We start from the raw sequence: 18,860 nt of genomic DNA, 5'->3' as shown, positions 1-18,860 counted from the left end.
CATATGCTACGGCCCGCGGACGCTCTCCAACCAGAACTGGAAAGGCCGCCAGGCCATGGCCGTCGCCGCCAAGAACATTCCCGCGCCCGACCTTGTACCCATCCGTCGCGCGCTCCTTTCCGTCTTTGATAAGACCGGCCTGATCGATTTCGCCAGGGCGCTGGCTTCGGCCGGCGTCGAGCTAGTCTCGACCGGCGGCACCGCAAGGGCCCTTGCCGAGGCGGGCATGGCGGTGCGCGACGTGTCCGAGCTCACCGGCTTTCCCGAGATCATGGACGGCCGCGTCAAGACGCTGCACCCGTCGGTGCATGGCGCACTGCTTGGCGTGCGCGACGATCCCGAGCACGCCGCAGCGATGCGCGACCACGGCATCGAGCCGATCGATCTCGTCGTCTCCAATCTCTATCCGTTCGAAGAGGTGCGTCGCTCCGGCGCCGACTACGCGGCGATCGTCGAGAACATCGACATCGGCGGCCCGGCGATGATCCGTGCCTCGGCCAAGAACCACGCCTATGTCGGCATCGTCACCGATCCCGATGACTATGCCTCGGTGCTCAACGCGCTGGAGATGAATTTCGGGTCGTTGTCGCTGGATTTCCGCAAGAAGCTGGCAGCCAAGGCCTTTGCCCGCACCGCCACCTACGATGCGGCGATCTCGGGATGGTTCGCCGAGGCGCTTGAGATCGAGCATCCGACATGGCGCGCCTTCGGCGGCAAGCTGCAGTCGGTGATGCGCTATGGCGAAAACCCGCATCAGGGCGCCGGCTTCTATGTCAACGGCGACAGGCGGCCGGGCGTCGCCACGGCGCGCCAGCTTCAGGGCAAGCAGCTTTCCTACAACAACATCAACGACACCGACGCTGCCTTCGAGCTGGTCGGCGAGTTCGACCCGTCGCGCTCCGCAGCAATTGCCATCATCAAGCACGCCAACCCGTGCGGCGTCGCTGAGGACGCTTCGCTGCAGGCGGCCTATGCCAAGGCGCTGGCCTGCGACCCGGTCTCGGCCTTCGGCGGCATCGTCGCCATGAACCGCATCCTCGATGCCGGAACCGCCGAAGAGATCGTCAAGACCTTTACCGAAGTGATCATCGCACCGGAGGCGTCCGAAGAAGCAGTCCGCATCATTGCCGCCAAGAAGAACCTACGCCTGCTGGTCACCGGCGGCCTGCCCGACCCGCGCGCGGCGGGCCTTGGCTTGAAATCGGTTGCCGGCGGTTTGCTGGTCCAGGGCCGCGACAACGCGGTGGTGGATGACCTCGAGCTGAAAGTGGTGACCAGGCGCGCTCCGACGCCGGCCGAATTGGCCGATCTGAAATTCGCTTTTCGCGTGGCAAAGCACGTCAAGTCGAACGCCATCGTCTATGCCAGGGATGGCGCTACAGTCGGCATCGGCGCCGGCCAGATGAGCCGGGTCGATTCCTCGCGCATCGCGGCGCGCAAGGCGCTCGACGCGGCCGAGGCTGCCGGCCTGACGGAGCCTTTGACCAGGGGCTCGGTCGTCGCCTCGGATGCCTTTTTCCCGTTCGCGGACGGGCTTTTGTCGGCAATCGAAGCCGGCGCCACCGCCGTCATCCAGCCCGGCGGCTCGATGCGCGACGACGATGTCATCGCCGCCGCCGACGCTCACGGCATTGCCATGGTCTTCACCGGAGTGAGGCATTTCCGGCATTGAACGCGTTACCCTCCCGCTGTGGGAGAAGGCAAGAGCAGCTCACTCCGCCGGCCGATCTGCCGGATAGGGCGTGCCGATCAGGATCGCCATGCCGGCGCCAAGGAACAGCACGATCGCCGCCATGCCGAGCCGCGCCGAGCCGCTGGCCAGGGTGATCGTGGCCACCATGAAGGGTGCGGCAAAACTGGTTGCCCGGCCGGCCAGCGCATAGATGCCGAAATAGCGGCCCGATTCGGCAGCGGAGACGCTGCGCGCCATGTAGGAGCGCGACGATGCCTGCACCGGGCCGAAAGCAAGCCCGATCAGCAGGCCGTAGAAAATGTAGGCTTTTTCCGCCGCCGTGCCGAACAATCCGCCACCATCCAGTCCGGGCATCACCCAGGCGCCGAACAGCGTATAGCCCGGTCCGGTCGAAACGATGCCGATCGTGGCAATGCTCAGCATGACCAGCGAAATCATCACTATGGTCTTGGAACCCAGCGCTGTGTCGAGGCGTGCGGCAACCAGGCAGCCGACGATGGCAACGATGTTGAGGATGATGCCGAACAGGCCGATCTCGGTAATCGACCAATGGAACATTGCCGCCGCAAACGTTCCGCCCAGCGCCAGCAGTGCATTGACGCCGTCCTGATAGATCATACGGGCGACGAGAAAGCGAAAAATGCCGCTGCGCTTGCGCACTTCGGCCAGCGTCGACTTCAGTTCCGACAGGCCTTCGCGCACCGCCGGCCCGATTGGAATGCCTTTGATCGCATCAGGCGTGAAGAAGAACATCGGCAGGATGAACAGGAAATACCAGCCCGCCGACAACGGCCCGGTAGCGCGCGCGTCCTCGCCGAGCCTGGGGTCGAGGCCGAAGATCGGGTCGAGCCCAACGACGGTCTTGCCGGTTTCAGGCGAGCCGGCCATGACGGTAACGACGAAGATCAGTGCGATCATGCCGCCGAGATAGCCGAGTCCCCAGGCCATGTTCGAGATCCTGCCGATGTCGCTCTTCGGCACCAGGCGGGGCATCATCGAATCATTGAACACGGTCGAGAATTCCGCCGCGACCGACGCCAGCGAGAACAACGCCACGACCAGAAAAAGATCAGAGCCGGGCGCGGCAAACCACAGCAGGGTGAGGCAGGTGATCTTGACCGCGGCGAAGAAGGCTATCCACGGTTTGCGTGGTCCGGTCTGATCGGCGATCGAGCCGAGGACCGGCGACAAAACGGCAATGACGAGGCCGGCGGCGGCAATGCCGTAGCCCCAGGCCGCTTGCCCGGTCTCCGGATTGCTGGCCATACGCGAGACGAAATAAGGACCGAAGATGAAGGTGGTAACGACCGTGAAAAACGGCTGTGCCGCCCAGTCGAACAGCATCCATCCCCAGATGCCGCGTCCCGATGCCCGCTGCACTGCCATCTCAGCCATGTCCCTCCGCTGGAGCTTGCTCCATGCCGATCGAATCGGAATGATGCTCCGTCTTCTTGTTGAGCACGATCTTGTCCAAAAGCCGATCGTCACTTTTTGGGATCATGGTCCGGCGCCCCCCAAAGCAGCGCGCCGTTTGCTCTATAGCGCGGTTCTTGCCGGCAATCCCGCGCGATATGGAAGACGTCTCACAGCTGCGTCAGATCACTCATCAGGCCGGATGCCACCGACAGCCGCGACACGGTGATGTCGCCGCCCTCGGTCAGAGCCTGCAACCGCTCGCGGATGCGTCCGACCCGTTCGCCGCCGGCCTCCAACCATGCCGTCACCGGATCCGCCGCCTCGGCATGGCCGGTCAGCGCCGCCACCGCGATGCCGCGCCTGGCCGCGCCGATCGTGTCGGTGGCGCGGGAAAGCGCCAGTTGATCGTAATAATCCGAGGGCGTGATCGAGCGCGCCGCATCTTCGACGCGCGGGATGCGGAAGACATCGCTGACTGCAAAAAACGCCTTGGCGGCAGCGACGATGCCGGCATTTGCCGTCCGCGCCGTCAGCGCTATGTCGGGGATGAGTTCCGCCACATCGGTCAACGCCAGTTGCTCGGCAAGGCTCTCGGGCGCGCCGCCCTTCGACAGGCTGTGCCGCCGCTCCTCGATCCGCTCGCGCGAGAAGGCCGGCAGCAGCGAAACGAGCTTCGGCTCCAGCGCCTTGCGCGCATCCTGCAACTCGGCAATCCGCTGCCCGAGCAGTGCAGTGTCGGCATCGTTCTTCAGGTACCAGCCGCTGGTCACATAGATCAGCCGGCTGACCGCCTGATAGAGGTCGAGCTGGATCTGTCCGTCGATCTGGTTGTCGAGCGCGTCGATCTGGCGATAGAGCGCCGGCAGTGCAAAGCCATCCCGCACCACGGCGAAGGTGCGCACGACATCGGCGGCACTGCGCCCGGTCGCTTCCTGCAGCCTGTTGACGAAGGACGGGCCGCCGCGATTGACCAGATCATTGGCGACGACACGGGCGATGATCTCGCGGCGCAGGCGATGGCCGTGGATTTCCGCCGCATATTTCTTTGCCATGCCGTCGGGAAAGTAACCCATCAGGTCGCGGTCGAAATGCGGATCGTCCGGCACGTCGCTGGCGACGATATCGGAAAACAGCACGATCTTGGCATAGGCAAGCAGCACGCCGAGCTCGGCCCGGGTGAGCGGCTCGCCGCGCGCTTCGCGCTCGGCAACAGCCGCCGGCGACGGCAGCGTCTCGACGGCACGGTCGAGCAGCCCGCGCGCCTCGAGCGCCTCCATGAAGCGGCTCTGATGGGCAATGTCGGCAAGGCCGCGCTTGCGAGCAAGGGACAGCGCCAGCGTCTGCTGGTAATTGTTGGACAGCACCAGGGCGCTGACCTCGTCGGTCATCTCGGCCAGCAATTTGTTGCGCGACGGCCGCGTCAGCGATCCCTTTCGCATGGCGGAAGCCAGCGCGATCTTGATGTTGACCTCGACGTCTGAGCAGTTCACGCCGCCCGAATTGTCGATCGCATCTGAGTTGCAGCGGCCGCCATTCAATCCGAATTCGATGCGCGCCCGCTGCGTGACGCCGAGATTGGCGCCTTCACCGATGACCTTGGCACGCAGGTCGAGCGCGGTGATGCGGATCGCGTCATTGGCACGGTCGCCGACGTCCTGGTTGGTCTCGCCCGATGCCCTGACATAGGTGCCGATGCCGCCGAACCACAAAAGATCTGCCGGCGCCTTGAGGATGGCACTCATGATCTCGACCGGCGTGGCCGTTGTCTTGCCGAGGCCGATAGCTGCAGCCGCGGCGGCCGGCAAGGTGATCGACTTCTGGCTGCGCGAGACGATGATGCCGCCTTCGGACAGCTTCGTCTTGTCGTAATCCTGCCAGCTTGAGCGGGCGAGAGCGAACATACGCCGGCGCTCGGCCATCGAAGCCGCCATGTCGGGATCGGGATCGATGAAGATGTCGCGATGATCGAAGGCGGCGATCAGCCGGGTCTGCTCCGACAGCAGCATGCCGTTGCCGAACACGTCACCTGACATGTCGCCAACGCCGATGGCGGTGAACGGCGTGGTTTGGATGTCGCGGTTCATCTCGCGGAAATGCCGCTTGACCGCTTCCCAGGCGCCCTTGGCGGTGATGCCCATCTTCTTGTGGTCGTAGCCGGCCGAACCGCCGCTGGCGAAAGCGTCGTCGAGCCAGAAGCCGTGCCTTTCGCTGATGGCGTTGGCGATGTCCGAGAAGGTCGCCGTGCCCTTGTCCGCGGCGACGACGAAATACGGATCATCCTGATCGCGCCGCACGACGCCGGCTGGCGGGATGACGCCGTCCAGCCCGATATTGTCGGTGATCGACAACAGGCTGGAAACGTAATTCTTGTAGGCGGCCGTGCCGGCCTCGAAAATTGCGTCGCGCCCGGCGCTCATCGGCAGCTTTTTCGGGTAGAAGCCGCCCTTGGCGCCAACCGGCACGATCACCGCATTCTTGACCTGCTGTGCCTTGACCAGGCCGAGCACCTCGGTGCGATAGTCCTGCGCACGGTCCGACCAGCGCAGGCCGCCACGCGCGACCGGGCCGAAGCGCAGATGCACACCCTCGACCTCGGAGCCGTAGACGAAGATCTCCCGCCATGGCCGCGGCGCCGGCAGCCCGTCGACCGATTGCGAATCGAGCTTGATCGCCAGCGATTGGCCTTTCTGTTTCGTATCGGAAACGAAATGATTGGTGCGCAGCGAGGCTTCGATCAGGTTCAGATAACGGCGGATGATGGTGTCGTCGTCAATGTTGGGAACGTCTTCCAGCGCATCCGTGATCTTGGCTTTCAGATGTTTGGCCTGAACGACGCCTTCCGTCTCGGCCGTCGGGCTGAGGCGGGCGACAAACAGCGCATGCAGGCCGCGGGCGATCTCGGGATAACGGTTGAGTGCGGCGGCGATGAAATCCTGGCTCTGCGGGATGCCGGCCTGCTGCAGATAGCGGCCATAGGCGCGCAGGACGGTGATCTCACCCGACCACAGGCCGGCGGTCTGGGCAAGGCCGTTATAGCCGTCATTGTCGACATCGCCGCGCCAGACGGAAAGGAACGCATCCTCGAACAGCGCGCCGCCATTGCCGAGGTCGATCGGCCTGCCGTAGCTGTTCTCGAGTTCCATGTCGTGGATGAAGACCATGCCGGATTGAATGTCGCCGACCTCGAAAGTGCGCTCGCTGATGACGCGGAAACCGATGTTTTCCAGCACGGGCACGCGCCGCGACAGCGCCACCGGGCTGCCATGGTGATAGATCTTCAGCGCCGCCTGATGCGGCTTCTGGACGGTGTGACGGTAATAGTCGATGGCGATCGGATTTGACGCATCGAGCTTGGCGATGCGCCTGGCGTCGGCAAGCGCCACGGCCGGCGGAAAACTGTCGCGATAACTTTCCGAAAAACGCGAGGCGATGGCCGTGAGTCTCGCATCGGCGCCGGTCTCTGTCGCGGTCTCGCGCAGTGCATCGTCCCAGGTCCGTACGATGTCGCGGATCGCCGCCTCGATCGTCGCCTGCTCGACCTTCGGCGTCTTGCCGCCGGAGCGGCCGATGATGAAATGGACGCGCGCCAGCCCGCCTTCCGGGAAGGCCGGATAATAGGCCGACAGCCGGCCTTCGAAGACGGTCTTCAGATAGGTGCCGATCTTCTCGCGCACGACGCTGTCGTAGCGGTCGCGCGGCACGAAGACGAGCACGGAGACGAAGCGGTCGAACTGGTCGACACGCACCAATGCCCTGACGCGCGGTCGCTCGATCAAGCCCAGTATGGCTTCGGCATGCTTGCGCAGGATCGGCACCGGAACCTGGAACAGCTCGTCGCGCGGATAGCTCTCCAGCACGTTGATCAAAGCTTTGCCGGAATGGTCGCTTGGATTGAAGCCGGATTTGGCAATGACGGTTTCCGCCTTCGAGCGCAGGTAGGGGATCTTCATCACCGAGCGCGTATAGGCAGTCGAGGTGAACAGGCCGACGATACGGAGCTCGCCTGAAAGCACGCCTTTGCCGGTGTAGGTCTTGACGCCAATGTAGTCGAGGTAGATGCGGCGGTGCACCGATGACTTGGCGTTGGCCTTGGTGACGATCAGCGGTTCCGGCCCATGCAGGAAGGCACGGATTTCCGGCGTCGTGCTCACCGCTTCGGTGCCGCGCCTGAGCACCAGCACGTCGGGATCGGAAAGGATGCCGAGGCCGGGCTTTTCGGCGCGCTCGAGCATGCCGCTCGTCTCGCCGCCGGTGTAGTTGAATTCGCGCATGCCGAGAAAGGTGAAATTGTCGTCGCGCAGCCATTCGAGGAAGGCGATCGCCTCGGTGACATGGGCCTTGTCGAGCGGCACTGGCGAGTAGCGGAATTCCGAGATCGCCTGGTCGAGGCGGGCAAGCATCGGCTTCCAGTCGGTGACGGCGGCTCGCACCTGGCCGAGCAGCTTCGTCAGGCGTGCGGCCAGGCCTTCGGCCTGCTCGGCCGAAAGGCGGCCGATATGGACATGGATGACGCTCAGTCGGTCATGGCTGTGGTCGCCCTTGGCATAACCGCCATCGCCGAGGATTTCCTCGACGCCGTTCTTGCCGTGCCTGACGACTATGACCGGATGGGTAACCAGCAGCGGCTCGCCGGCGCTTTCTGTAATCTCGCCGAGGACGGAATCGAACAGGAACGGCATGTTGTCGTTGACGACGGTGATCACCGTCATCGGCCGGCGCTGGCGGACGACACCGGAATCAACGTCTATAGCAACGACGCAGTCGTCCTTCTTGTGCCTGGCCACTGCGCGGCCGGCGAGTTCGGCAGCGCGTTCGAGATCGATGACGTCGTAGGCGGCGACATCTTCGGCCGGAGCTCGGGCCAGCAAGTAGTCGGCAAGCCTGCCGGGCTTTTCGCCACCCGCGGCTTCACCCCTCGTCACGCCGGCTTTTTTCAACCGGCTCGCTGACTTTACGCTGGCCATGAGTCCCTCCCGTCACATGTTTTTGCGGCTATGCTAACAGATGACGGGTATTTGGCGACAAAGGTTTGACGGCTTGCGACGAAATGTCGAAATTCACCGGCAGCCTGGCGAAAACGAGGAGAAATCCGCCATGACGGAGAAAATTACCGCGCTTGACCTGGCACCGGCGGAGCTGAGCGACGCGACCAAGGCCTATTTCGCCAAGTGCCGGGAGAAGCTCGGCCTCGTTCCCAATGTGCTGCTCGCCTATGCCTTCGACGAGAAGAAGCTGCGCGCTTTCACCGACATGTACAATGATTTGATGCTGGGTGAATCCGGCCTGTCGAAACTCGAGCGCGAGATGATCGCGGTGGCCGTCTCGTCGATCAACCATTGCTACTATTGCCTGGTCGCGCATGGCGCGGCGGTGCGCCAGCTTTCCGGCGACCCGGCCTTCGGCGAGATGATGGTGATGAATTTTCGCGCCGCCGAGCTGTCGGACAGGCAACGCGCCATGCTCGAATTCGCGGTGAAGCTGACCGGGCAGCCGGCAAAGATCGTCGAAGCGGACCGGGCGGCGCTGCGGCAAGTCGGCTTTTCCGACCGCGACATCTGGGACGTCGCCTCGACCGCGGCGTTCTTCAACATGTCGAACCGGCTGGCATCGGCAATCGACATGCGGCCGAACGATGAATACCATGCGATGGCGCGATAGGCACCGCCGTTGCGAGCCAACCACACATTATATTAGCTACTTCGCATTCTCGTTGCTTGTTTGCCGGTTTGGTCCGATGATCGGCATGCGGCATGACCGCATGCCGGTTCGATGCCGCCGATCAAAGGAGGAGAACATGGCGAAATTTCTCTACGTCTATCACGGCTCGGGCAAGATGCCGACCGAGGAGGCCGAACGGAAGGCAGCGATGGATGCCTGGAACGGCTGGTACGGCAAGCTTGGCTCAGCCGTGGTCGATGGTGGCAATCCAGTCGGCATGTCGAAGACCCTGCTGCCCGGCGGCAAGGTCGAGAACAATGGCGGTAGCAATCCGACCGCCGGTTACACCATCATCGAAGCGAAAGACATCGACGATGCCGTCGGCAAAGCCAAGGATTGTCCTATCCTGACGGACCCGGGTTTCAGCGTCGAGATTGCGCCGATAATCGAAATGGGTTGACGCGCCGGCTCAGGACCGCGCCGCGATAGCCGCCGCAGCGCCGGCCATGGTTCCGGCGCTGACGCGGTTGGCGATCTTCATCGCCCGCTTGCTTTTGAGCAGCTTGCGCGCCTGTGATGCGGCGAGCACCCAGGTCAAATCGATAGCGACCAGGACAACGGCCATGGTCGCGGTCAGCTCGACCCAGCCGATCATGCTGACCGAACCGAGGTCGATGATGGTCGGCAGCAGCGCCAGGTAGAACATCATGATCTTGGGATTGCCGAGCGTCACCGCCATGCCGGCAAAGAACAGTCTGACGGGCGAATCTTCGCGCGGCAGCGCGCCTTCCTTGGCCTCGACCGGCGCCGTCCACATCTTCCAGGCAAGCCAGCCGAGATAGGCGACGCCGACCCACTTCACGACGACAAAGGCAAAGTGGAACGTCTGCGCCACCACGGCGAGGCCAAACACCGCCAGGGACAGCCAGATCGCTTCGCCGATCCACATGGCAAGCAGGAACGGAAACACGTCGCGAAACCCTTTCGAGATGACCCGCGCCACAAGAGCGGCGATCGATGGGCCGGGCGAGCCGGCTGCAACAAGCAGGGCGCCGGCAAAAATCAGCAGCGACGTGAAATGCATGACGCGGTCTCGTTTGAAATGTTTGGGTCGTTCAACATAACCCAACTGTTCCGGCGACGGTAGCGTCTACCGAAAGAAGGCTTGTCGGCCAGGCACCTCACGGCTAGAGATGTCGTTCCGAAATCTTTTCCGAGCTTCACTTTGCCTACGTAACCGCCGGTCTCGTCAACTCCCCCAACACAGAGCAGGGCGTCGCAGTCGCGATGCCTGTTTTCACATCATGTGTTCCTCGGGTGGCGGTTCGAGACCGGTTTGGCACTGCTGAACCGCTGTCGCGCATAACCACCCGCGACACCTGATTTCCGACTGCCGCAGTCTCTCGCCACGCCGTGCCCGCAAGGGTTCTCGATATCGCCGATCTGACGAACTTCCCGACGGGAAGGGCTTTTCGGCATGCCTTCGATACTGCGTATCCGCTGGGCGATCACACCCAAGACCGCACCTCGACCTCACCTCAACTGCAATCGCTGCGGCGGCTTGAAAGCCTATCGCTGCAGCGGCAAATTCCGCGTCAATGCCAATGGCAAGCGCATTGACGCCTGGTTGATCTACCGCTGCATCGACTGCGACAATTCCTGGAATTTCGGCATTCTGGAGCGCTGCAGCCGCCGCGATATCGAACCGGCAATATTGCAGGCGCTCGAAAGCAACGATCCGGTCCTGGCGCGGCGCCATGCCTTCGATGTTGCCGCATTGCGAAGCAGGATCGGGCGCGTCGAGGCGTTTCCTGAAGCCGTCGTTCATAAGCAGGTGCTCGGGGACAGGCTGGAAAATACCAGCGCTCTCGAACTTCAGCTCTGGCTCGAAATGCCGACAACGCTGCGGCTCGACCGGTTGCTCGCCAACGAACTCGGTGTCTCGCGATCGCGGCTACAGGTTTGGGAAGAGAAGCGATTGCTGGTCATTGGTCCGGACGGGGGCAAAGCCTTGCGCAAGCCGGCTCGAACGGGAACGACGATCCGCGTCTATCTCGTCGGCGAGCCCGACCGGGAAGCCATCATCTCGGCTGCCGGCGGATGAAACAACGAGGGAAGGGAGCACACGAGTGCTCCCTTCCCTCGTTGTTGTAGACTACAAGAAAGAAACTTGCGCCGCGCCGACCACTTTCGCCGATTTCCCGAAACGCAATCCTAAGCTGTTTCCAAATCCTTGGCATTTTTCCTTCGCTGAAACGCGCCAAGGAATCGCAAGGGAAGAGTAAGCATCGATAGATTGGGATGTGCCTTGCGCATCATTTTCCATGCGTAACGGTCTGCCTGCCGTTCCTGATCAGGATCCTGTCCAGATTCGACATGCTGCAGCGCGTGGTGTCCTACCTCATGATAGAGCGTTTTCTCGATCATGAATCTCCGAACTACGTTCCCAATCCTGTGCTCGGACGGGCGTCGCCAGACAATCTCGATGACCGATACCGCCTGGAGGTAGGTACCGGCGAATTCGGGCTCGGGAGGTTCCGGGATTATGTAGATTCGCGAAATGCCAACCAGATCGGCTTCAGGTACATTTGCGAGCCAGCGGCCAACGTGCCGAGAGGCTTCAAAGCGACTGTCGAGCTTGCCATGCTCCAGAACAATGATGCCGCCGACCGAAGACCGCCGCCAGTCGTCCATTGTAAAGCGGACGATGCTGCGGAGCGCAGCTCGCATGAGGGGAGTTATCGGTCTTGCGAGCGAAGCCGACATATATCGTCGGGATGCGTCTTCGTTGATATCGTGCAGAGCAGTAGCGAGGCCCGCCACAAGCGTTGTGATTTCGTGATGAGAAACCTTGCCTAGATCGATCCTTGCAAGTTCGTGCTCGATCGCTGCCAATACTGCATTGCCAAATCCAACAAGATTCTTGTGAGCAACGAGCCTTCGCCGCATGTCATCTTGCATAAGGCTCCGGACGAAAGCCAGAACGGCATTTCCCACACCCGGTTCCCCAACTTTACCCACAGCTAAACTACCGTGACAAAGAAGGAGAGAGCGAAAATATCATGGTATTGCGACGACTCCGCTGTAGCCCCTGAAGAGACACTGAGCGGCCGGCGCCACATTCCTTCTGGCGACAAGCCGTGTCCGCTCAGCGGGAAGGAACGCGTGTTTCGCCCCTCCATTCCGCCCAGAATAAAAGCTCTTACGCCGCGCCGACCACTTTCGCCGACTTTTCAAAACGCTTGCGCTCGTTCGGATCGAGATAGAGCTTGCGCAGGCGGATGGTCTTCGGCGTCACTTCGACCAGCTCGTCGTCCTGGATCCAGGCCAGCGCGCGTTCCAGCGTCATGCGGATCGGCGGTGTCAGCTTCACCGCCTCGTCCTTGCCGGCGGCGCGGATGTTGGTCAGCTTCTTGCCCTTGAGCACGTTGACTTCGAGGTCGTTGTCCCTGGAATGGATGCCGATGATCATGCCCTGATAGACCTTGACGCCGGGGTCGATGACCATCGGGCCGCGGTCTTCCAGGTTCCACATGGCGTACGCCACCGATTCACCCTGTTCGTTGGAGATCAGCACGCCGTTGGTACGGCCCGGCAGCTCACCCTTGTAAGGTTCATAGGCATGGAACAGCCGGTTCATCACAGCGGTGCCGCGCGTGTCGGTCAACAGTTCCGACTGGTAGCCGATCAACCCGCGCGTCGGTGCGTGAAAGACGATGCGCTGGCGATTGCCGCCCGAAGGGCGAAGCTCGACCATCTCGGCCTTGCGCTCCGACATCTTCTGCACGACGACGCCGGCATGCTCCTCGTCGACGTCGATGACGACTTCCTCGACCGGCTCCAGTAATTCGCCGCTGTCGCCCTTCTGCATGACAACGCGCGGCCGCGACACGGCGATCTCAAAACCTTCGCGGCGCATCGTCTCGATCAGCACGGCCAGCTGCAATTCGCCGCGGCCGGAGACGAAGAACGAATCCTTATCCGGCGATTCCTCGATCTTCAGCGCGACATTGCCTTCGGCCTCGCGCAGCAGGCGGTCGCGGATGACGCGGCTGGTCACCTTGTCGCCTTCGGTGCCGGCCAGCGGGGAATCATTGACCAGGAACGACATCGTCACGGTCGGCGGATCGATCGGCTGCGCATGCAGCGGTTCCGTCACCGACGGGTCGCAGAAGGTGTCGGCGACGGTGCCCTTCGACAGGCCGGCAATAGCGACGATGTCGCCCGCCTGCGCCTCGTCGATGGGCTGGCGCTCGAGCCCGCGGAAAGCGAGGATCTTCGAAATGCGGCCGGTTTCGACCTGGGTGCCGTCATGGTGCAGCACCTTGACAGCCTGGTTGGATTTCAGCGTGCCGGATTCGATACGGCCGGTGATGATGCGGCCGAGGAACGGATTGGCTTCCAGGATGGTGCCGATCATGCGGAACGGGCCGGGATGAACGGTCGGCGCCGGCACGTGCTTGATGACGAGGTCGAACAGCGGCGCCAGAGCCTGGTCCTTCGGACCTTCGGGGTTTTCCGAGACCCAGCCGTCGCGGCCTGAACCATAAAGGATAGGGAAGTCGAGCTGCTCGTCGGTGGCGTCAAGTGCTGCAAAAAGATCGAACACCTCGTTGACCACTTCGACGTGACGGGCATCGGGCCGGTCGATCTTGTTGATGACGACGATCGGCTTCAGTCCAACCTTGAGCGCCTTGCCGACGACGAATTTGGTCTGCGGCATCGGCCCCTCGGCGGCGTCGACCAGCACGATGGCCGAATCCACCATCGACAGAATGCGCTCGACCTCGCCGCCGAAGTCGGCGTGGCCGGGCGTGTCGACGATGTTGATGCGGGTGTCCTTCCAGTCGACCGAGGTCGCCTTGGCCAGGATGGTGATGCCGCGTTCCTTTTCGAGGTCGTTCGAATCCATGGCGCGCTCGGCGACGCGCTGGTTGTCGCGGAACGAGCCGGACTGTTTCAGAAGCTGGTCGACAAGGGTGGTTTTTCCATGGTCGACGTGCGCGATGATCGCGATATTGCGGATTTTCATGTTTCGGTCTCGGGAGCGTTGCAGGCAGCAGGCCAAAAGGCGCTGCCTCTTTCGGTTGGGCGGCTCATACAGGGTTTTTCGCAATTGCGAAAGAGGAGGCGAGCCACCAAATAAAGTCACCAAATCTTAAATGTCTTGGTGTGAAGTGGAATTATTAACCAAGGCGGAACCTTTCATGGTCCGGACAGTTCGAATTTCATGATCGAGATAGGCATCAAACTCCGGCCGATTTTGGCATGTACCGCGCTCGCCGTCCTCCTCGCGGCCGGCGCGGCGCAGTCGGCGGCGTCGTTCAAGGAGACGCGGTCTGCTTTGCCGTCCGACAAGCCGTCGGCGGAGCAGCTTTTTGCCGATGCTCCCGATGGCGTCGATCCGGTGGTGACCGGGCCGGTCAGCGCCGCCTTCAAGCAGCGGCAGCAAAATGCCGGATGCGACAGCGCCGTCTGGCCCAACATTCCCGTCGTCTGCTATCCCGATTGATATACGCACTACCCTCGGGCTGGCCCGAGGGTAGTGGCGCCGTCGCTCACGCCGACCGCACCGGATCGAGCGTGACCTTGTAGAGTTCGCTGTCGTCGCGATCCATCAGCCGCACCGTCAACTGCTCGGTGGCGCCATCGATTTCGACGAGCCCGAAGAACTGCAGGCCGGCCGAAGGCGCCAGGTTTTGACCCTGTTCGGCAGTTGGTGCCTTTATGAACTTCAGCTCCGGGCCGAATGTCATATCGAAACCATTAGGCCCGAACGTGCCGGAATGGATCGGACCCGAAACGAATTCCCAAAACGGATTGAAGTCCTGGAACTGCGCCTTGTCCGGATTGTAGTAATGCGCGGCTGTGTAATGCACGTCTGCGGTGAGCCAGACAGTGTTGCTGATACCCGCATTCTTTATATAGCGAAGAAGGTCGGCAATTTCCAGCTCACGCCCTTTGGCCGGGCCATTGTCGCCATTGCTGACCGCCTCGGCCCCTACCTTCTTGGTGCCGTCGTTCCAGACGACGAGGCCGAGCGGCATGTCGGCGGCGATGATTTTCCAGGTTGCGTTGGAATTCGCCAGTTCACGCTTCAGCCATTTGATCTGCTGTTCACCGAGGATGCGCGATTGCGGCGTCATCGTCTCCTGCATATCCGGACCGTTGGGGCCGCGGTAGGAACGCATGTCGAGGAAGAACACGTCGAGCAGCGGACCATAGGCGATCTTGCGGTAGACGCGGCCGGGCTCCGACGGCTCGTAACGGATCGTCGTCATTTCGTGGAAGGCGCGCGCCGCACGTGCCGTCAGCACATGGATGGATTTTTCAGTGTAGCGATCGTCGGCGCTCAGGTCCTTCGAGTCCGACCAGTTGTTCAGCACCTCGTGGTCATCCCACTGATAGAAGGTCGGACAGATGGCGCTGAGCGCCAGCACATGCCTGTCCATCATGTTGTATTTCCACTGCGCCCGGTATTCGTCCAGCGTCTCGGCAACCTTGCGCTTCTCGTCGATCAGCACTTTGTTTTTCCACTTGCCGCCGTTGGGCAGGTCGACCTCGTCCTTCATCGCACCATCGGCATAGATCGTATCGCCCGAATGCAGGAAGAAGTCGGGCGTGTGCTTGGCAATGGTGGCGTAGGTCTTCATGCCGGTCTCGTCGATGCCCCAGCCTTGGCCGGCGGTGTCGCCCGACCAAGCAAAGCGAATGTCGCGCTTCGAGGCAGGTGCCGTGCGGAAGCGGCCGACGACCGGCTCGGAAACGGCGTTGATGTCGGCAAGATCGGCCGCGACCATGCGGTAGAAGATGTCCTGGTCGGAGGCGAGATCGGTAAGCAGCCGCTTCACCGTATAATCGCTGGCCGGCGAGGTATCGAGCGGCGCCAGGCGGACGGCATTGGTGAAGCTTTCGGTCGGCGACACCTCGAACATGACGCGCGACGGCCGGTCGGTGCGTGTCCAGACCATGCCGCTGGTGGCGTCGACGTCGCCGGACTGGATGCCATGGGTGAAAGCCGGGCGCTGATTGGCGCGCGAGTAATAGGGAAGCGCGAGGCCCGAGGCGCCGACCAGGCCAACGGCGCTGGCCGACGTGACGAAAGCGCGCCGCGTCATCGAAATCTTGTTCATGGCTGTCTCCTGGATGGCATTGAACGTCGCCGCCAAGCTCCAGCTTCAATGTTTCAGGCACATTTCGAAACGATGAAGGTTTCGTAACAACCAACTGGAGCGCTAGCTCTTTCCTTCTCCCCTTGTTGTGGGAGAAGGTGGATTGGCGCGCAGCGCCAAGACGGTTGAGGGGTGCTGGACGGAGTGCCGGCGGTTCCAAGCTGGAACACCCCTCATCCGGCCGAGCTTCGCTCGGCCACCTTCTCCCACAAGGGGAGAAGGGAAAGCCGCACCGTTGGCGCACCCCTAAGCCGCTTGCGGTTCCGGGTCGAACGCCGGGCGGCTGGTGTTGATCAGCAGCGAGATGCAGGCGGCGGCTATTGCCGTCATACCGGCGATCAGGAAGGCAAGCTCGTAATTGCCTTGCAGCTCGCGCATGGTGCCGCCGAAGAAGGCCGCTGTCGCGGCGCCAACCTGATGGCCTGCGACGATCCAGCCGAAGACGATCGGCCCGCTGCGGTCGCCGAACGCCTCGTTGGAAAGCCTGAGCGTCGGCGGCACCGTGGCGATCCAGTCCAGTCCGTAAAACACGGCGAAGATGATCAGGCTGGTCGCCGAGAAGCCGGAATAGGGCAAATAGATCAGCGACAGGCCGCGAATACCGTAATAGACGCCGAGCAGCTTGCGCGGGTCGAAACGGTCGGTGAGCCAGCCCGACAGCGTCGTGCCGATAAGATCGAAGATGCCCATCATCGAGAGCAGGCCTGCAGCCTGCACTTCGCCAATGCCCATATCGCCGCAAAAGGCGATCAGGTGAGTGCCGACCAACCCGTTGGTGGTGAAGCCGCAGACGAAGAAAGTGGCGAACAGATACCAGAACACGCGCGTGCCGGCGGCGCGGCGCAGCGTGCTCAGCGTGTGCGAAAGGAAATTGCCTTGCGAGGCTGGCGGCACCGGCGGCACGTCGTCGGCATCGGCGCCATAGCGGACCATGCCGATCGACGCCGGGCGCTCCGGCACCAGCATATAGACCAGCGGCACCAGGCAGGCGGTGGCCACGGCAATGGCGATGGCGACCGGCTTCCAGCCGCCCGACTGGGCGAGCGAGGCGAGCAGCGGCAGGAAGACCAGCAGCCCGGTGGCACTGGACGCCGACATCAGTCCCATCACCAGGCCGCGATTGGTCTTGAACCAGCGGTTGACGATGGTCGCGCCGAGCACGGTGGCGACGGCGCCCGAGCTGACGCCGGAAAACACGCCCCAGGTGAGGAGCAGATGCCACGGTTTGGTCATCAACAGGCTGAGCGCGGTCGATCCCGACATCAACAGCAGCGCGGCAAGCAAGGTGCGGCGCAGCCCGATCCGCTCCATCAGCGCCGCGGCAAACGGCCCGGTCAGGCCATAGAGGAAGATGCCGGTGGCCGCCGCCAGCGACACCACGTCGCGCCGCCAGCCGAAACTGTTCTCCAGCGGCAGCATCATGACTGCCGGCGCCGAACGCAGGCCCGCTGCGATCAGCAGGCAGAGGAAGATGACGGCGACCACGACGAAAGCGTAGCGCTGGCCAAACGGGCGGGATTGAGCTATCATGTTACTGACCGGTACGTTGCAGGAGCGCGAAACATACGTACCGACCGGTAACATTGTCAACCAGCTAACCGGCAGACCAGGCATGAAAAGCATTGAACCAACGATCAAGGCGAATGACGCACCCCCGCCTCGCGCCGCCGAACGGATTCTCCAGGTGGCGCGAGACCTGTTCTACCGGCAAGGCATCAGGGCGATCGGCGTCGACGAGATCGTGCGGCGTGCCGGCGTCACCAAGCCCAGCCTCTACCGCAGCTTTCCGTCCAAGGATGAGCTGGCCGCATCCTACCTCCGGCACTATGACCTCGAATTCTGGGAGCGTTTCGACGAGGCGGTGGATGCCCATCCCGGCGATCCGCGCGCGCAGATCGTCGCTTTCCTGACCCGCGTCGGCAAGCGCACGCAAAAGCCCGATTATCGTGGCTGCGGCATGACCAATGCCGCGGTCGAATATCCCGAACATGGCCATCCGGCCCGCGCCGTGAGCGAGGCCAACAAGCAGGAACTGCGCCGGCGCCTGCGCGCCATGGCGGCAGAGATGGGCGCCGGCGACGCCGACACGTTGGGCGACGGGCTGCTGCTGCTGATCGAGGGCGCCTATATCAGCGGCCAGCTGTTCGGTGTCGGCGGGCCGGCGCAGTCGGTGGCCCGCAACGCCGATCTTCTGATAGAGGCAAGTTTGAAGAAATAGTGTTCCGTTTTACCAGACCACTGTGCGCAGCCCGACTTCCTCTAGGCTGCTGCTAAATTTGACGGTACGCTGCGCCCCCCGAACTGAGTTGTTCCGCCATGCGCGCTCTCTTGATCCCGCTTGCCCTCGCCGGTTTCTGCCAGGCGGCCCGGGCCGGCGACATATCCAGCGTCTATACCGATCTCGATTGGGAGAAGGACTGCGTCACCTATGCCCAAGCGGAAGAAGGCGAAGGGGACTGGGCCGATCTCGCCTGTTCGGGCTATCGCGGTTACCCGGTGCTGGTTTCCTACGACGATGCGCGGGAATCGCTGTTCTACGGCTTTCCACCTGGCGATATGACCACGGTCTGGGAAAGCTTTTCCGGCCTCAATTCGGCTGGACCCAAAGTCGAGTGGCGGATCGAAACCAACGGCAAAACTGCCATTCCCTTCGCCGTCATTCATCGTCGCTCGATCAGCGATACCGAGGGCGAGAACAAGTCGACGGAAGTGCTGATCGTCGCCAAGGTTGCCCAGCCTGACGCCCACGAAGGCTGCACGATCGGCCTTGTGCTCGCCACCGGCAATCCCGCCGCCAACGATCAGGCGCGCAAGCTTGCCGACGAGAAGGCACGCACCTTCGCCTGCGGCAAGGACAAGCGTGAGGTGCTTGGCGACGCGCCCGCTTTCGGCCGCGTCGACAACTGATTATTTGCGCCCGA

At 62.6% G+C, this 18,860-nt stretch carries 14 protein-coding genes; 7 read left to right on the top strand and 7 right to left on the bottom strand.

Annotation, left to right across the window (positions count from 1 at the left end):
• The first annotated feature begins 55 nt into the window (after positions 1-55).
• Positions 56-1,672, top strand: a complete 1,617-nt coding sequence (gene purH, locus NKI67_RS05370) for a bifunctional phosphoribosylaminoimidazolecarboxamide formyltransferase/IMP cyclohydrolase (protein ID WP_023678122.1) — start codon at positions 56-58, stop codon at positions 1,670-1,672.
• Positions 1,673-1,711: 39 nt separating this feature from the next.
• On the opposite strand, the gene NKI67_RS05365 is transcribed toward purH, so the two are convergent.
• Positions 1,712-3,088 (bottom strand): MFS transporter, encoded by a 1,377-nt coding sequence (locus NKI67_RS05365; protein WP_352644639.1) that lies wholly within the window; start codon positions 3,086-3,088, stop codon positions 1,712-1,714.
• A gap of 188 nt (positions 3,089-3,276) precedes the next feature.
• A complete protein-coding gene (locus NKI67_RS05360) occupies positions 3,277-8,073 on the bottom strand; it encodes an NAD-glutamate dehydrogenase (RefSeq protein ID WP_352594378.1) in 4,797 nt (1,598 codons plus the stop codon).
• A 130-nt stretch (positions 8,074-8,203) separates the two neighbouring features.
• Here NKI67_RS05360 and NKI67_RS05355 point away from each other — a divergent pair, with 130 nt between their 5' ends.
• Positions 8,204-8,767 carry a peroxidase-related enzyme gene (locus tag NKI67_RS05355; protein ID WP_023678125.1) on the top strand — a complete coding sequence of 188 codons (564 nt, stop codon included), beginning with the start codon at positions 8,204-8,206 and terminating at the stop codon, positions 8,765-8,767.
• A gap of 136 nt (positions 8,768-8,903) precedes the next feature.
• Positions 8,904-9,227: a YciI family protein gene (locus NKI67_RS05350; RefSeq protein WP_023678126.1), complete on the top strand. Its 324-nt coding sequence runs from the start codon at positions 8,904-8,906 to the stop codon at positions 9,225-9,227.
• A gap of 9 nt (positions 9,228-9,236) precedes the next feature.
• Here the strand turns inward: NKI67_RS05350 and NKI67_RS05345 are convergent, their stop codons facing one another.
• A complete protein-coding gene (locus tag NKI67_RS05345) occupies positions 9,237-9,851 on the bottom strand; it encodes a LysE family translocator (protein WP_352569503.1) in 615 nt (204 codons plus the stop codon).
• A gap of 393 nt (positions 9,852-10,244) precedes the next feature.
• Here NKI67_RS05345 and NKI67_RS05340 point away from each other — a divergent pair, with 393 nt between their 5' ends.
• Positions 10,245-10,871, top strand: a complete 627-nt coding sequence (locus NKI67_RS05340) for a DUF1062 domain-containing protein (RefSeq protein ID WP_352644637.1) — start codon at positions 10,245-10,247, stop codon at positions 10,869-10,871.
• A gap of 110 nt (positions 10,872-10,981) precedes the next feature.
• Here the strand turns inward: NKI67_RS05340 and NKI67_RS05335 are convergent, their stop codons facing one another.
• On the bottom strand, positions 10,982-11,728 hold the full coding sequence (locus tag NKI67_RS05335; protein WP_352644635.1) for a M48 family metalloprotease: 747 nt from the start codon (positions 11,726-11,728) through the stop codon (positions 10,982-10,984).
• Between the two features lie 241 nt (positions 11,729-11,969).
• Complete coding sequence (gene typA, locus NKI67_RS05330) at positions 11,970-13,799, bottom strand: translational GTPase TypA (protein ID WP_023678130.1); 1,830 nt, start codon at positions 13,797-13,799, stop codon at positions 11,970-11,972.
• A 198-nt stretch (positions 13,800-13,997) separates the two neighbouring features.
• Here typA and NKI67_RS05325 point away from each other — a divergent pair, with 198 nt between their 5' ends.
• Positions 13,998-14,279: a hypothetical protein gene (locus NKI67_RS05325; protein WP_352451242.1), complete on the top strand. Its 282-nt coding sequence runs from the start codon at positions 13,998-14,000 to the stop codon at positions 14,277-14,279.
• 46 nt (positions 14,280-14,325) lie between these two features.
• On the opposite strand, the gene NKI67_RS05320 is transcribed toward NKI67_RS05325, so the two are convergent.
• Both NKI67_RS05320 and NKI67_RS05315 read right to left on the bottom strand, forming a co-directional pair.
• Positions 14,326-15,900: an alkaline phosphatase D family protein gene (locus NKI67_RS05320; RefSeq protein WP_023678132.1), complete on the bottom strand. Its 1,575-nt coding sequence runs from the start codon at positions 15,898-15,900 to the stop codon at positions 14,326-14,328.
• Positions 15,901-16,185: 285 nt separating this feature from the next.
• Positions 16,186-17,469: an MFS transporter gene (locus tag NKI67_RS05315; protein ID WP_352474677.1), complete on the bottom strand. Its 1,284-nt coding sequence runs from the start codon at positions 17,467-17,469 to the stop codon at positions 16,186-16,188.
• A gap of 82 nt (positions 17,470-17,551) precedes the next feature.
• On the opposite strand from NKI67_RS05315, the gene NKI67_RS05310 reads away from it, so the two are divergent.
• Positions 17,552-18,157 carry a TetR/AcrR family transcriptional regulator gene (locus tag NKI67_RS05310; protein WP_352644633.1) on the top strand — a complete coding sequence of 202 codons (606 nt, stop codon included), beginning with the start codon at positions 17,552-17,554 and terminating at the stop codon, positions 18,155-18,157.
• 98 nt (positions 18,158-18,255) lie between these two features.
• Positions 18,256-18,846, top strand: a complete 591-nt coding sequence (locus tag NKI67_RS05305; protein ID WP_352644631.1) for a hypothetical protein — start codon at positions 18,256-18,258, stop codon at positions 18,844-18,846.
• Positions 18,847-18,860: the final 14 nt, after the last annotated feature.

Source organism: Mesorhizobium sp. M0408 (assembly GCF_040321495.1).
GTDB lineage: Bacteria > Pseudomonadota > Alphaproteobacteria > Rhizobiales > Rhizobiaceae > Mesorhizobium.
The sequence above is the reverse complement of the archived record's forward strand: the minus strand, read 5'-3'. Positions and strand labels throughout refer to the sequence as shown.